This is a genomic window from Chryseobacterium sp. NFX27, from assembly GCF_049887855.1.
In the GTDB taxonomy this organism is placed as follows: Bacteria; Bacteroidota; Bacteroidia; order Flavobacteriales; family Weeksellaceae; genus Chryseobacterium.
This window is the reverse complement of the sequence record NZ_JAGEKK010000028.1, coordinates 1-14,784: the sequence shown is the minus strand read 5'-3', so window position 1 is coordinate 14,784 and position 14,784 is coordinate 1. Positions and strand designations below refer to the sequence as shown.

The window sequence follows — 14,784 nt, the reverse complement described above, 5'->3', positions numbered from 1 at the left end:
ATAACCTCAGTTTATTTAAAGAAAATTTTCTACAATTTACTTTCAATTCCATTCAAAAGCATAGCGATGATTCCTACAAAAACCCAGAACCTTAATAGATTGAGCGTGAGGAATTTACTTTTCCTGGTCGATTGAAGCAGAAGGTAAATACAGAAGATCATTACAAACATCCCACCCGTAAAGTAATACGCCATAAAACCTGATATACCTGTTTTGGTGATCAGTTTCATAGAAACAGCCATGGTGGTAATCAGCAGGGAAATAATAATGATCTGGGAATTTTTATTATTAAAATAGTTTGGAATGGTTGTATATCCAAATGCTTTGTCAACGCTTTTCGTGAGCATATCTTTCACAATATCGATACACAGAAGGATCAGAAAAAGAAAAATAGCCATCAGCAGCACCTTCTTGGAAAAGGTTTCATAGTACACCATCATTCCAAAAAAGGGATATAATGTAAGGCTTACGAAAGTAAGATTGTTAATGATCAGTAACCTGCTTAACTTATGACTGTAAAACCACATAAAAAACTGGTAGACCAGAAAAAAGACAAAAACCTTATGGGAAATCATCCATGCTACCCCAAGAGAAATAGCAGTCAGGGCCAGATAAGCATATAAAAAATATTTCTGTTTGATAAAACTTTGAATTCTGGTCCGGAACGGTTTTACCACATGATCTTTTTCCAAATCATAAAACTGGTTGATGATTCCGCCGGCCAGAATGGTTATAACGGTACAGAAAATAATGCCGTGTACTTTAAAATCGAAGACAAATTTGCTGAATGTCTCATCCTGGTTGAAGAGGAAAAAAGTAGATACATACAGGGCAAAGGTAAGGAGTGCTGCCACAAAAAAACGGGCACCGATCAGAAAACCCACGAATTGTGAGAATCTGTAAAATAGAGATTTAGAGATATAGTTTTTAGACTGGAAAGTTTCTTTTTCAGAATTCATTCCAGCCTGTTTAAAATCTATAAATCACTTCTTTTTGGAAGCCTTCAAGCATTTTTTCTGCTTTTGCGTAGTCTTTGGTGAAGCCCAGAATATATCCGCCACCTCCGCTTCCGCAAAGTTTCAGATAATAAGCATTAGAGTCCAGTCCTTTTTTCCAGATGTTGAAAATACTTTCAGGAATCATCGGACGGAAGTGTTCATATGCCCAATGGGAAAGCTTTTTCAGGTTTCTGAAGAAAGGATTCATGTCTTTTTTAAGGAAAGATTCAATGCATGCGTTGTTGTAACGGATGAATTCTTCTTTTAATGTTTTCCGGAAACCTTCCGTTTTCATTTTTTCAAAGAAAATCTGTATCATAGGCCCGGTTTCTCCTGTAATACCGCTGTCGATAAGGAATATCGCTCCTTTTCCAGCTTCACCTTCCGGGATAGAAACCCTGTCCAGGTTTTCTTTATTCTCGATAAGGATCGGCAGGTTCATATAACAGATCAGAGGGTCCATTCCTGAACTTTTACCATGGAAATAGCTTTCCATTTCTCCAAAAACGGTTTTTAATTTTTTCAGATTATCTTTTGAGATCTGTTCAGGATCCAACTTATTGAGCGCATATTTTTCAAAAATAGCAGCTACCAAAGCTCCTGAACTTCCTACTCCGTATCCCTGGGGAATATTAGAATCGAAGAAAAGTCCGGATTCAATATCACTTTTAAAGCTTTCGATATCCAATTTAAAATCATCAGAAAGGTCAAGCGTTGCAAGGAAATCAGAATATTTCTGCAGATGTTTGTTCGATTTCAGTTCAAATTCAGAACTCAAATCCGAGAACTTCAGGGCTCCCTTATAGAAACTGTAAGGTACTACAAGCCCCTGGGAGTCTTCAATCATCCCATATTCTCCAAAGAGAATTATTTTTGCATAAAATAGAGGGTTCGTCATCTTGACAATAAATCTTTTTGCAAAGTTAAAATTATTCCGCTGAATATAAGCAAAACTCAAGCCGAATTCCAATTTATTTAAGCAGAAACCGTTTTTATTAGATTTTATCACTATAAAAGCGCAAGAGCATTCATCAGTATACAGCAAAAAGCCTGAATGACCAGGCTTTTTTATGATTAGTTTCTTAATGAATTTTATTGACAGTTGTTATAAAGTATCTCTGTCTTTCCGCATATTGACTTTAAGGAAGCGGATCAGGACAAGTCCTGTTGCAAAAAATAAAGTCATGGACAGTGCTGCAATACGCATATTATTAAAATGCTCAATCAGTGTTGCAAAAATAAACGTTCCGATAATGATCGCTATTTTCTCCAATACATCATAGAAGCTGAAATATGTGGTATTTTCCATAGAGTCTTCAGGAAGAAGCTTTGAATAGGTAGACCTGGACATGGCCTGAAGCCCTCCCATTACCAATCCTACCACTGCAGCTACTCCATAGAACTGATATTCTACCGTAGGATTTTCTTTGTTCAGGAAGTATGCCCAAAGACACGCAACAATCCAAAGTACGATGGCAATAGAAATCACGTTTCTGTTTCCTATTTTTCTCGATAATCTGGAGAATATAACTGCCCCGATGATCGCTTCGATCTGGATAACCAAAAGGGTTCCGATCAGTTTATCCTGAGCCAGATTGATTTCACTTTTTCCAAATAATGTAGCCATGAGGAAAATGGTCTGCATCCCGACACTGTAAAAGAAGAAACTGGAAAGGAAGAATTTCAGGTTCTTATCTTTAAACAATACTCCACCCACTTTGAAAAGCTCATGGAAACTTTCTTTGGCAATGTCTTTATAAAAGCTCATATTGTCTTTAAGAACTTCAAAGAAACCACCCTGCTCTTCATGTTTTTTAAAGATATTCTTATAGTTTAAAAGGACAAGGTCTTTAGGCAGCTTTTCTTTAACGTCTCCAAACTGAGGAAGATGTTTAAATGTATACTGGGAAAAACCAAACCACCACGCACCGGTCAACAGGAAGCTTATTCTTGTAAATAACAGCTGCTGCGCGGCTCCTTTTGCAAAAACCTGAATCAGCACCAGGCAGATCACGACAAGAACTACAGAACCAAGATATCCATACACGTATCCTCTTGCAGACAGCGCATCCTGTTTATCCCGGGTTGCAATATCCGGCAGGAAGGAGTTGTAGAACACCAAACTTCCCCAAAACCCGACACTCGCCGTAATACTGAATAGAAGCCCTAAAAATACATTATGCATTCCTGTAAACATAGCCAACCCCATACATGAAGTTGCCCCAAGATAACAGAAAAACTGCAGAAAAGATTTTTTATTCCCGATCGTATCTGCTAATGAAGACAGGAATGGGGACAGCAGCACTACAATAAAAAATGATATGGTCAATGAATATCCATACACGGCATCCGGCTGGTATTCTTTTCCGAAAATCTTTATCATGTGCCTCACCGGAACATCAATCCATGATTTTGTTTCTTCCACATACTCCTTTTTCTCATAAGCAGTTGTGAGTATGGAATAGTAAATAGGGAAAATAGTGGAGGTAATAACCAATGAGTAAACAGAATTCGCCCAGTCATATACAGCCCAGGCTTTCATAATCCTTGGATTATTCTTTATGTTTTGAGGCTGTTGATTCTCAATTTCAGACATTTCAAATAAATATTAGTAGCACAAAAATAGAAAAACCATTAAGAAATCGATTAGAATTTAGAAAAATTATCGATTCCTTAATGGTAAAATATTCTTCGAGAGAATATTATATATTTTCAATCACGATAGCAGAAGCTCCTCCACCACCGTTGCAGATAGCTGCAGCACCGTATTTTGCATTATTCTGCTTCAATACATTGATCAGTGTTACGATGATTCTGGATCCTGAACTTCCCAGTGGATGTCCAATAGCTACTGCTCCACCGTTTACGTTTACTTTGGATGCATCCAGTCCTAAGATCTTATTGTTGGCAAGACCTACTACAGAGAATGCTTCGTTGAATTCAAAGAAATCAATATCCGAAATCTCCAGACCTGCTTTTTTAAGAGCAATCGGCAGTGCTTTTGCAGGGGCAGTGGTAAAGTTTTCAGGCTCCTGAGCAGCATCAGCATAAGAAATAATCTTAGCTAAAGGCTTTAGGCCAAGTTCCTCCATTTTTTCCTTAGAAACAAGGATCAAAGCAGAAGCTCCGTCATTTAATGTAGATGCATTAGCTGCCGTTACCGTTCCGTTCTCTTTTTTGAACACTGTAGGAAGCGTAGGAAGTCTGTCAAAATTCACAGCTTTATACTCTTCATCTTCAGCAAAAATTACCGGATCTCCTTTTCTTTGAGGGATTTCAACAGGAACCACTTCTTCAGCAAATTTTCCTTCGCTCCACGCTTTTGCAGATCTTTTATAAGATTCTATGGCAAAATTATCCTGATCTTCTCTTGAAATACTGTAATCTACAGCGCATTTTTCTGCACAAACTCCCATATGCACTTTTCCGTACACATCCGTAAGGCCATCCAGTACCATTCCGTCCTGCATTTTGATATCACCTAATTTAGTGGCCACTCTTGCATTATAGTAATGTGGTACCAATGACATATTCTCCATACCTCCGGCAACAATGACTTCAGCATCACCTGCTTTGATAGCCTGCGCCGCCATAGTTACTGCTTTCATTCCTGAAGCACATACCTTATTTACTGTAGTGGAAGGCGTCTCAATAGACAGCCCAGCACCCAAAGCCACCTGACGGGCCGGTGCCTGGCCTTCTCCTGCCTGCAGTACATTTCCCATATAGATCTCCTGAACATTTTTAGGATCAAGACCGATTTTATTTAATGCTCCCTTTACAGCAGCAGACCCCAGCTTTGTAGCAGGAACCGTTGAAAGGCTTCCCATAAAACTCCCGATAGGTGTTCTTACTGCGGAAACGATGAATACTTCTTTCATGTGTATTATATTTACTTTTTTTACAAATGCTGCCTTCCCGGCTGCATTATACTCTTTTATTTTTTTGCTTTTATATAAATAAGCTCATACTGGCTGTTTTCAACTTTGGTATGTACCTTCAGTGCGTTGTCCTGAGTTTCTACAATTTTATTGCTGAAAACATCTCCTATATGGATACGGTTATCATTGGCTGTCATATCCAGAACAATTGCTTTATAATTACAGTCGTCCACAAAAACCAACGTAGATTTTATAAAATCTTTACCATTATTTAAATATTCGGTCTGAATATTATCCTTAATGGTCATATACCAAATTCCCTCGGGATAATTCGGGCGAAGGAATTTTCCTTCTCTTATGTTTTTACATTTAGCCGGCTGGTCCGGTTTGTCAAATGCTGTCTTTTGAGATTTAACCTGTGAAAATATCAACATCAATAAAGCTGCTGATCCTATTTTTAAATGCTTCATATCTGTGTCCGTTTATTTACTTTTTTATTTCCTACAGCGAAAATCATAAGGAAAGCGCCTAAAAATTCTGCTATCCAACCCCATTTCAGCTTTACAACTCCTGCAAAAGCTTCTCTCCATGATTTAAACGGCAGAAAGCTGAAGTATTCCAGAGACTGCATCTTAACTGCAACCAGTGTAAATGCAAATAACAAAATCAGCAGGACGCCAAAAAATCTTACTACTTTCGCACTGTTGTTCACAATACCAAAAACTGCACATGCAGCAAAGATCCAGCATGCAATAGCCAGATAATGATCCAGTTTCCAGTAGTTCCAGTTTCCGATTACGGGAACATGAACAAGAGGCAGAAAACTGCCTGCCACCACTAATAATAATCCTAATAACTGAATATTTTTCATATTTACTAAAGTGCCAAAATACAAAAAAAAACACACTTTTAGACAGTGTGTTTTAAAAACGGTTGATTCCTTTACAAACATTTGTTAGTATCAATAAAAACTAATTTAAATTACATTATATTTAACAAAAAGCCAATTATAATATTAAATTAGAAAATAACATTTACAAATTCTATACCGATCCGAACACCATATTTATTCTTCAGAAGAGCACTGTCATTGAATACGGGTGTAAAATCTTTCTGAACAAATACTTTAAGCCCTCCATAACTGATTCAGAATTTTCCACCGATTAAATTGGTTCTATTTTTAACCAACAGAAATTCATTCCACGCATTGTGTTCTAACTATGATTACAAAGGTTGCCCGAAAATAAAAAAAATTGCACTTTCTCTCAAAAGTGCAATTTAATATTTTAAAAATCAGTTCAGTAGAATTAATGCTTCACTGAAGAAACTTCTTCCGGATTATGTTTATGTCTGAATAAAACAGCAAAGAAAATAGCAAGGATCAAAGCATAGATTGCAAATGAAAGCCATATATTCTGCCAGTCTTTCACCATCACTACAGATGAAAGTGTTCCGTCAGCATTTACAGCTGAATTGAAACTGTTCTTAAGAATCTGTAAGAAAGTAGGATTATCAGCTGTCGTATCCAGATAGGCGGATAGATCTGAAACATTCGTAAACCTGTGCGTGAAAAATTTATCGATAGCCCATCCTGCAATATAGCTTCCGAAAAGAGCACCAAAACCATTGGTCATCATCATAAATAATCCCTGAGCAGATGATCTTATCTTTTTATCGGTCGTTGTTTCTACGAAAAGAGAACCGGAAATATTGAAGAAGTCAAATGCCATTCCGTATACGATGCATGAAAAAATGATCAGTGAGAGCCCGAATCCGTCCGGAACGCCGTAAGCAAAGAACCCGAATCTAAGTACCCAGGCCAGCATAGACATCAACATTACTTTTTTGATTCCAAATTTCCTCAGAAAGAAAGGAATTGCCAGAATAAATAAGGTTTCCGAAACCTGCGAAATCGACATGATAATCGTAGATCTCTGTACTACAAATGAGTCTGCATATTTTGGAAAATGTGAGAATTCACTTAAGAATACATCTCCGTAAGCATTAGTCAGCTGAAGTGCTGCCCCCAAAAGCATTGAAAACAAAAAGAACAAAGCCATTTTATAGCTTCCGAAAAGCTTAAATGCATTAAGGCCTAATTGCTCAGATAACGGAGCGTTTTTATCGATCAGTTTCTGAGGCGGGCATTTGGGTAAGGTCAGAGCATAGATGCCTAAAAATACAGCAATAGCTCCACCGATGTAAAACTGTCCTTCTGTAGCCTTGTTTCCCGTAAGATTGGTAATCCACATGGCTACAATAAACCCTATGGTCCCCCACACCCGGATAGGCGGAAAGTCTCTCACGACATCCAGATTACTGTTCTTCAGGATGGTGTAAGAAATAGAATTCGCGAGGGCAATGGTAGGCATATAGAAACACATCGCCAGAAGCATCAGCCAAAAGAAAGAATTAGGATCTGCGGAATGAGGCAGTATAAAAAGGATAACACCATAAAGGATATGGAGTACAGAAAATATACGTTCTGCATTTACCCAGCGGTCGGCAATAATTCCGGTAATGGTCGGCATAAAAATAGAAGCTATTCCCATGGTTCCGAAAACGGCTCCAAACTGGGTTCCGTCCCAGTGTTTTGTACCGAACCAAAAATTAGCCATCGTAATCAGCCATGCTCCCCAAACGAAAAACTGGAGAAAGCTGAGGATGGTAAGTCGTAATTTTAAATTCATAGTTTAGTATAAGTGTCTCTTTTAATCAATTTTCTTTTTCCTCCTTTTAATTTCTTCCTGAATTTCCAAAGCGGTATCGAAATCTTCTTCTTTTACAGCTTCATCTAATAATTTCTGAAGCTCTTCCATAGATACAGCTTTTAAATTATCTTCAGACTGCTCGGTTTCGGAGAACGGCTGTTCCTCTTTTGAAACATCTTCGAGTTCAAGAAGAATTCCGGCCTCATTAAGAACCTGCTGCGTGGTAAAAATGGGAGCATCGAATCTTACGGCCATGGCTACCGCATCAGAAGTTCTTGCATCAAGGATCATCTCTTCGTTATTAGCTTTATTTTTGAAATTGATATTAGAAAAAAATACGCCGTCTACGATTTGGTAAATAATCACTGAAACCAATTCATAATGGGCAGAAACTATAAATTTTGTGAATAAATCATGGGTAAGCGGACGGGGTGGATGGATGTCTTTTTCCAGTCCCAGCGAAATAGACTGAGCCTCGAAATTTCCTATAACAACAGGTAATTTTATATGTGTTTCTTCATGTTCCAATAACAAAGCGTAAGCCCCCGATTGGGTCTGGCTGTACGATATTCCGCGAATAATTAGCTGCTTATAATCCATAGCTACAAATATAGATTAATTTTTTATTGTGATTTCAGTTTTTTACGCAAAAATAAAAGCCCGGAAAGCCCGAACTTTTATTTTTTATGTGAATTGTAAATCGTGAATTACTTCGTGTCAATTTTAAAATTTACTATTGACCTGCGGAGTAAATCCACTGATTCTTTTTATCCTTTTATTGCTTTGATCTTCTCAGTTAATGCAGGGATAATCTGGAATGCATCTCCCACTACTCCATAATCCGCAGACTTAAAGAATGGTGCTTCAGCATCATTATTAATGACTACGATGGTTTTAGAAGAGTTTACCCCGGCTAAATGCTGAATAGCTCCGGAAATACCTACTGCAATATAAAGATTAGGTGAAATTGCTTTACCCGTCTGTCCTACGTGTTCTGTGTGAGGTCTCCACCCGATATCAGAAACAGGCTTGGAACATGCTGTAGCAGCGCCAAGAACATTAGCAAGATCTTCGATCATTCCCCAGTTTTCAGGACCTTTCATCCCTCTTCCTGCAGAAACCACTACTTCAGCTTCTTTAAGGTCTAATTTCCCTGAACTCTGCTCATGAGAGATTACTTTAGTATCTTCGTTGGCTACTGAAAGATTTTTAACTTCTTCTGAGCCTGAAACTGAACTTTCTTTTACACCGAAAGCATTTTGAGACACTGTGATGATCACACCATTTCCTTCAGCTTTTGCATGCATAAACCCTTTTCCTGAGAAAGCTTTTCTTTTCACCTGGAACGGAGAAAGACTTTCAGGAGCCTCCAGTACATTGGTAATTAAAGAATAGTTCTTCATTACCGCAAGCATAGGAGCGATAGAAGAAGCGTCTGTAGTATGAGGAAAAACAATAGTGTTTCCGTCTGCCACTTCACTTACAGCCTGAGCGAATGCCTTTGCTGAAAAGCTTTTAAGACCTTCGTCTTTTACATTGATAACGTTTGATGCTCCATATTTGTACAATAAATCTGAAGAATCTGTAGGGTTTACAGAAATTGCCGTAACGGTATCTCCCGCCTGGTCTGCAACTGCTTTAGCATAAGAAACTGCTTCAAAAGCTGCTTTCTTGTAAACTCCATTTATATTTTCTGCGTATACGAATACTGCCATTTTTTTTTAAAATTTAAAGATTAAAAAATTTAAGGATTAAAAGATTGGAAATCAGACCAGGGCTCAACATACGTCCCTGTTTCAGCTTCTCTCTTTTAAATTTTTAGATTACTTTAGCTTCTTCGTGAAGTAATCTTACCAATTCATCCAAATTGTCAGGAGACACCATTTTCACAGCAGCTCTCGGCGGCACGCTGTCATAAGTTACTCCCTGAACTTTCACCTCAGAAGAAGAAGGTTCTACCACCTGTAAAGGCTTCGTTCTTGCAGACATAATCCCTCTCATATTCGGGATGATAAGATCTTTTTCATCTACCAATCCTTTTTGTCCTGCGATTACGGCAGGTAATTTTACTGATATAGTTTCTTTTCCGCCTTCAATTTCTCTTACAGCAGTAGCTTCGCTTCCGTTTACGTCTAAACCTACAGATGCATTTACGAAAGGCTGATTTAACAACTGAGCGACCATTCCCGGTACTGAACCTCCATTGTAATCAATAGATTCTTTTCCGCAAAGGATAAGGTCATATCCGCCATTTTGAGCTACAGCGGCAATTTCTTTTGCTGTAGAATAGCTGTCTTTAGGATCAAGGTTTACTCTCACCGCATCATTGGCACCAATAGCTAATGCTTTTCTGATCACTGGTTCTGTAGCAGCATCTCCTACGTTGATCACTGTTACAGTTGCACCCTGAGATTCCTGAAGTTTAACTGCTTTTGTCAACGCAAATTCATCTAAAGGATTGATTACCCACTGAATTCCATTTTTGTCGAAAGCAGATTTATCTGCCGTAAAGTTAATCTTGGAAGTAGTATCCGGAACACTACTGATACAAACTAATATTTTCATGTGTACTATTTTATTTTTTCCCTTTTGCGCATAAAAACCTTAGTGTTTTATGCTGAGATTTTGTTATATTTTACGTTGCTAATATAATTAAAAAATATATTATGCATGCATAATACTTATTTTTTTACTATTCAATACATTAAATGCATTAACTAGGCTGGTTTTGTTGCCCTAAACTCTATTTTACTGGGCAGAACACGTGGATTCATCTTTAAAATATCGAGGACGAGATTCCCCATATCTTCGGGCTGGATCTTCCAGCTGTCTTTTTCTGAGGGAACATTTCCGTTAAAATTTGTGGCCACTGATCCCGGCATGATAACCGTAGATTTGATATTGTATTTTCTCAGATCAATCATTGCAGCCTGAGTAAATCCTACGACTCCAAATTTAGAAGCATTATAGCCTGTTCCGTTTTCAAAGAAATTGGCACCTGCCAGGCTCGAAACTGTGATGTAATAACCTTCTGTCTTTTTTAGTTCTTCTACAGAAGCTTTTAAGGTATAGAAAACGCCCGTCAGATTGGTTTCTATCATATCATTCCACTCTTCGGCAGTCAGTTCATCTACAGGTTTGAATATTCCCAATCCTGCATTGGCAATTACAAAATCCAGTCTACCAAATGTTTCAATAATGTATTTTACAGCTTCTTTTTCACTTTCAAGGCTTCTTACATCTGAAACGATTCCTAAAACATTCTGTGCATATTTCTTAAGATCTTCTTCCGCTTTTTCCACGTCATCTCTTTTACGTCCTGAAAATGCTACTGAAATACCGTTTTCCAGTAATATTCTGGCTATTCCGAAACCTATTCCTTTGGTTCCTCCGGTTATATAAGCTACTTTATTTTCTGGCATATTTATTTAATTTTAATGCTCTAAAATAACAAAAACACTCCAATTGGAGTGTTTTATATGGACTAAGATTTATCAGGTATTATTTTTTGATGAATTGTTTAGTGTAGTTTCTTCCTTCAGTTTCTACATTTAATAAATAAGTTCCGCTTCCCAGATTTTTAACATCAACCTTATTTCCTTCTAGTTTAATATTAATTCTTTTTCCTGAAATTTCATAAACTTCAACATTTTTGATTTTTGCAGATGTTTTAATATTAATATAATCAGTTGTTGGGTTCGGATATACTGATATATTCTCAGTACTTGCTATAGCTTCCTGTGTAGATAAAACCGATTCGTTATTTACTTTAATGTTATCTATATAGCCAGTTCCGGAATAATTATCATGAACAAAATCCATTCTATTAATATTACTTTGAACGTAAGGCTGCCCTGTATAAATTAAAACATTATTGACATAATACTGAATTCCTGTAGATGTGGAAACTATTTTTACTCTCGCCCAAGCATTCGCTACCCAAGTTTTATTTGTATCAACCAAAGTTGTTGAGCCTGCGTTAACCAGCATAATTTTACCATTATAGGCAAAATTAATATAAGTGACAATACTTCCTGTTCCTGCAGTACTAACTGTTCTGAAAACAAAATCTGAACTATTTGCAGTCTGTTCTGTTAGTCTTACATCAAATGAAAGTGTAAAATTATTATAGGTTAATGCTGCTGGAAAAGTATAGAAGCCTCCCATAACAGGACTTTGCTGAGGTCCAAAAGCTGGATCTACTGTTATCTTAAGACTGTTCGATCCTTGACTCGCCAACTCACTTGAAACAATCTGGCTTGTAATATTTGGAGGTATTCCTCCTGTAGCTGTCGAAATCCAACCTTGTTGTCCATTAATATTTCCTGCTGTAAAACCTTCGCTTGTTTCAAAAGATATTGTTTGTTGTGCGAATGACAATACTGAAAATAGAGAAATTGCAATAATGTAAAGTTTCTTCATGATATTTTTTATTATTAGTTTGAGCAAATATAGAACATTTAGTCTAAAATAAAAATAAATAACAACAAAAAATCACCATTAAGGGATAAAATAATGAAAAAACTTCATTTATTTCTTGATAAATTTCTCAGAGAAATTACCGTTTTCAGTTTTAATATTGATTAAATAAGTACCGGCAGAGAGATTACTTACGTCTATTGTATCATTTTCCAGGCTGAAATCCATTTTCTTCCCTGTCATATCATAGATTTCAATACCCTTTATTTTGCCGGAAGAATTGATCTTAATGAAATCTGATGCAGGATTAGGGTATATCTGAACTGTTGTTTTATTAATGCTGTTGTTTGCTGCAGATAACAGAATTTCACTGTAGACTTTAAGATTATCAATATAAGCTGTCCCATCCGCATTATCGTGTACGAAACGCAGCTGGTTTATATCTATGGATTCGGCTGCAATTCCTGTACAGATCAAAGTTCCGTTCAGGAAATATTTAATATCTGTGGGAGTACCGATAACCGTGATCTGATACCATACATTCGGCTGCCATGCTCCCGGGACAGATTCCATAACGGGCATACCTGAAAGCATTTTCAGGATTTTAACGGCTCCGGTATTGTCAAAATCAAGTCTGAAAACGTATTTTTCGTCAGCACTACTCACTCCCTGAAAGCTGAAGATGGATCCGTTAAGCTGGGACATATTGATATCGAAAGAAACCGTAAAACTGTTGTAAGGGAGCAATATGGGAAGATTATCAAATGCGCCGATGATGGGAATAGACTGGGTTCCGTATGTGTTTTCTTTAACAATTTTCAAAGAATTAATTCCGTTTGATGCATTATCTGTAGAAATGATCTGATTGAGCACATTAGGTGGCATATCACCTGTTGGTGTGCTGATCCAGGTTCCCTGACCATGGATATTTCCGGTATAGAACCCATCTGAATTTTCAAACGAGATCATCTGCTGTGCAAAGGAAAACACTGAAAACAAGCAGAATGCGACAGAGTAGTTTTTTTTCATAGTAATTATTTTAGGCTGAACTAAAAATAATCACATAGATTAACTAAAAAAATATCATTTGATAGGGATATTACCATAAAAAAACGTAAAGCGCTCCGACTTTGGAACGCTTTACTAAATATGATTATAAAATATTTAATTATTTTGAATAATTTTCGAAGAACAACGGAATACTTTCAATTCCTTTATAGAAATTAAACAGTCCGTAATGTTCATTCGGTGAGTGAATTGCATCTGAATCCAGTCCAAAGCCCATTAGCACAGACTTGGCTCCCAACACTTTCTCAAACATTGCCGTGATCGGAATGCTGCCTCCACTTCTATACGGAAGAACTTCTTTACCAAATGCAGTCTCCATCGCCTGTTTAGCTGCTAAGAACTCTTTAGTATCACTTGGTAAAACATAAGGCATTCCCCCGTGGTGAGGGGTTACTTTTACTTTAACATTCTCAGGAGCAATCTTTTCAAAATATTTTGTGAATTTTTCTGTGATCTCTTCAGGTGTCTGATAAGGAACTAAACGCATTGAGATTTTAGCAGAAGCTTTGGAAGGAATTACTGTTTTAGCCCCTTCTCCTGTATATCCTCCCCAAATACCGTTACAGTCTAAAGTGGGGCGGATAGAGGTTCTTTCAAGCGTTGTATAGCTTTTTTCACCTTCCACTCCGTTCAGACCGATAGACTTTTTGAATTCTTCAGGATTGTCCTTCAGTTTGTTCATATCTGCTCTTTCGGCATCTGATACAGTTTCTACATTGTCATAGAATCCGTCGATGGTAATATGTCCATCTTCATCAATCAGTTTAGCGATCATTCTGGAAAGCACATGAATCGGGTTTGGAACCGCTCCACCGTACAATCCTGAATGAAGGTCTCTGTTGGGTCCTTCCACTTCAACTTCCACATAGCTCAAACCTCTTAAACCTGTTGTTACAGTTGGCTGTTCGTTGCTGTAAATATGGGTATCAGAAATTAAAATACAGTCGCAAGATAACTTTTCTTTGTTTTCGTTAACGAAATCTCCTAAGCTTACAGAACCTACTTCTTCTTCACCTTCTAAGATAAATTTTACATTGCAGGGCAGTGTATTGGTCTTCATCATTGCTTCAAAAGCCTTTAAGTGCATAAAGAACTGGCCCTTATCATCCGCTGAACCTCTTGCAAAAATTGCTCCGTCGGGATGAAGTTCTGTTTTTTCAATATAAGGCTCGAAAGGTGGCTTTGTCCAAAGCTCTAATGGATCTGCCGGCTGCACATCATAATGCCCGTATACCAATACGGTTGGCAGATTTTTATCTAAAAGTTTTTCTCCAAAAACAATAGGATATCCGTTGGTTTTGCATACTTCTACATTGTCAGCTCCTGCATTTTTAAGATATTCTGCAACAACATCTGCACATTTCAATACATCATTTTTATAGGCCGGATCTGCAGAAATAGAAGGAATTCTCAATAACTCAAATAATTCATCCACGAAACGCTGCTTGTTTTCGTTAATGTAATTTAATGTCTCTTGCATTTTAAAAATTTATTTTGTTAAAAGTAAAAAAAATGGCCTGCAGGAGCAAACAAAAACAGATAATTTTCCTCAGGTTTATCATAATGCGGATTTTTTAAGTCGGCTCAGCATTACTTTGGGTGATCAATTGATGAAACGGCTGTAGCCCAGCCCCGATTGCAGCATTTGTTTGAGCTCATTTTCTGAGTTTTGGGGGGCGGCGTTTCCGCCGCCCAAAAAACAGAAAA

At 37.4% G+C, this 14,784-nt stretch carries 14 protein-coding genes; all 14 read right to left on the bottom strand.

Annotated elements, in window-relative coordinates:
• Positions 1 to 29: 29 nt before the first annotated feature.
• Positions 30 to 959 carry a UbiA family prenyltransferase gene (locus tag J4Q03_RS20465; RefSeq protein WP_426049967.1) on the bottom strand — a complete coding sequence of 310 codons (930 nt, stop codon included), beginning with the start codon at positions 957 to 959 and terminating at the stop codon, positions 30 to 32.
• Positions 960 to 969: 10 nt separating this feature from the next.
• Positions 970 to 1,896: a mevalonate kinase family protein gene (locus J4Q03_RS20460; RefSeq protein WP_426049966.1), complete on the bottom strand. Its 927-nt coding sequence runs from the start codon at positions 1,894 to 1,896 to the stop codon at positions 970 to 972.
• Positions 1,897 to 2,103: 207 nt separating this feature from the next.
• A complete protein-coding gene (locus J4Q03_RS20455) occupies positions 2,104 to 3,594 on the bottom strand; it encodes an MFS transporter (protein ID WP_426049965.1) in 1,491 nt (496 codons plus the stop codon).
• 106 nt (positions 3,595 to 3,700) lie between these two features.
• Positions 3,701 to 4,879 carry an acetyl-CoA C-acyltransferase gene (locus J4Q03_RS20450; protein WP_426049964.1) on the bottom strand — a complete coding sequence of 393 codons (1,179 nt, stop codon included), beginning with the start codon at positions 4,877 to 4,879 and terminating at the stop codon, positions 3,701 to 3,703.
• A 56-nt stretch (positions 4,880 to 4,935) separates the two neighbouring features.
• Positions 4,936 to 5,349, bottom strand: a complete 414-nt coding sequence (locus J4Q03_RS20445; RefSeq protein WP_426049963.1) for a hypothetical protein — start codon at positions 5,347 to 5,349, stop codon at positions 4,936 to 4,938.
• Positions 5,346 to 5,750: a hypothetical protein gene (locus tag J4Q03_RS20440; protein ID WP_426049962.1), complete on the bottom strand. Its 405-nt coding sequence runs from the start codon at positions 5,748 to 5,750 to the stop codon at positions 5,346 to 5,348. Before J4Q03_RS20440 ends, J4Q03_RS20445 begins: the two co-directional genes overlap by 4 nt.
• A 436-nt stretch (positions 5,751 to 6,186) precedes the next feature.
• Positions 6,187 to 7,569 (bottom strand): nucleoside permease, encoded by a 1,383-nt coding sequence (locus tag J4Q03_RS20435; protein WP_426049961.1) that lies wholly within the window; start codon positions 7,567 to 7,569, stop codon positions 6,187 to 6,189.
• A gap of 21 nt (positions 7,570 to 7,590) precedes the next feature.
• The gene (locus tag J4Q03_RS20430) at positions 7,591 to 8,190 is read right to left on the bottom strand and encodes a bifunctional nuclease family protein (RefSeq protein ID WP_426049960.1); all 600 of its coding nucleotides are present in this window, start codon (positions 8,188 to 8,190) and stop codon (positions 7,591 to 7,593) included.
• Positions 8,191 to 8,357: 167 nt separating this feature from the next.
• Positions 8,358 to 9,305: an electron transfer flavoprotein subunit alpha/FixB family protein gene (locus J4Q03_RS20425; RefSeq protein WP_426049959.1), complete on the bottom strand. Its 948-nt coding sequence runs from the start codon at positions 9,303 to 9,305 to the stop codon at positions 8,358 to 8,360.
• 103 nt (positions 9,306 to 9,408) lie between these two features.
• On the bottom strand, positions 9,409 to 10,155 hold the full coding sequence (locus J4Q03_RS20420) for an electron transfer flavoprotein subunit beta/FixA family protein (protein ID WP_426049958.1): 747 nt from the start codon (positions 10,153 to 10,155) through the stop codon (positions 9,409 to 9,411).
• Between the two features lie 152 nt (positions 10,156 to 10,307).
• Positions 10,308 to 11,012: an SDR family oxidoreductase gene (locus tag J4Q03_RS20415; protein WP_426049957.1), complete on the bottom strand. Its 705-nt coding sequence runs from the start codon at positions 11,010 to 11,012 to the stop codon at positions 10,308 to 10,310.
• Between the two features lie 79 nt (positions 11,013 to 11,091).
• Positions 11,092 to 12,012: a T9SS type A sorting domain-containing protein gene (locus J4Q03_RS20410; RefSeq protein ID WP_426049956.1), complete on the bottom strand. Its 921-nt coding sequence runs from the start codon at positions 12,010 to 12,012 to the stop codon at positions 11,092 to 11,094.
• Between the two features lie 108 nt (positions 12,013 to 12,120).
• The gene (locus J4Q03_RS20405; protein ID WP_426049955.1) at positions 12,121 to 13,038 is read right to left on the bottom strand and encodes a T9SS type A sorting domain-containing protein; all 918 of its coding nucleotides are present in this window, start codon (positions 13,036 to 13,038) and stop codon (positions 12,121 to 12,123) included.
• 139 nt (positions 13,039 to 13,177) lie between these two features.
• Positions 13,178 to 14,557: a dipeptidase gene (locus J4Q03_RS20400; protein WP_426049954.1), complete on the bottom strand. Its 1,380-nt coding sequence runs from the start codon at positions 14,555 to 14,557 to the stop codon at positions 13,178 to 13,180.
• Positions 14,558 to 14,784 lie beyond the last annotated feature (227 nt).

Bases quoted from the DNA above. Each gene is read 5' to 3' on its own strand.
- J4Q03_RS20465 (WP_426049967.1), bottom strand. From the start codon at position 959: ATGAATTCTGAAAAAGAAACTTTCCAGTCTAAAAACTATATCTCTAAA.
- J4Q03_RS20460 (WP_426049966.1), bottom strand. From the start codon at position 1,896: ATGACGAACCCTCTATTTTATGCAAAAATAATTCTCTTTGGAGAATAT.
- J4Q03_RS20455 (WP_426049965.1), bottom strand. From the start codon at position 3,594: ATGTCTGAAATTGAGAATCAACAGCCTCAAAACATAAAGAATAATCCA.
- J4Q03_RS20450 (WP_426049964.1), bottom strand. From the start codon at position 4,879: ATGAAAGAAGTATTCATCGTTTCCGCAGTAAGAACACCTATCGGGAGT.
- J4Q03_RS20445 (WP_426049963.1), bottom strand. From the start codon at position 5,349: ATGAAGCATTTAAAAATAGGATCAGCAGCTTTATTGATGTTGATATTT.
- J4Q03_RS20440 (WP_426049962.1), bottom strand. From the start codon at position 5,750: ATGAAAAATATTCAGTTATTAGGATTATTATTAGTGGTGGCAGGCAGT.
- J4Q03_RS20435 (WP_426049961.1), bottom strand. From the start codon at position 7,569: ATGAATTTAAAATTACGACTTACCATCCTCAGCTTTCTCCAGTTTTTC.
- J4Q03_RS20430 (WP_426049960.1), bottom strand. From the start codon at position 8,190: ATGGATTATAAGCAGCTAATTATTCGCGGAATATCGTACAGCCAGACC.
- J4Q03_RS20425 (WP_426049959.1), bottom strand. From the start codon at position 9,305: ATGGCAGTATTCGTATACGCAGAAAATATAAATGGAGTTTACAAGAAA.
- J4Q03_RS20420 (WP_426049958.1), bottom strand. From the start codon at position 10,155: ATGAAAATATTAGTTTGTATCAGTAGTGTTCCGGATACTACTTCCAAG.
- J4Q03_RS20415 (WP_426049957.1), bottom strand. From the start codon at position 11,012: ATGCCAGAAAATAAAGTAGCTTATATAACCGGAGGAACCAAAGGAATA.
- J4Q03_RS20410 (WP_426049956.1), bottom strand. From the start codon at position 12,012: ATGAAGAAACTTTACATTATTGCAATTTCTCTATTTTCAGTATTGTCA.
- J4Q03_RS20405 (WP_426049955.1), bottom strand. From the start codon at position 13,038: ATGAAAAAAAACTACTCTGTCGCATTCTGCTTGTTTTCAGTGTTTTCC.
- J4Q03_RS20400 (WP_426049954.1), bottom strand. From the start codon at position 14,557: ATGCAAGAGACATTAAATTACATTAACGAAAACAAGCAGCGTTTCGTG.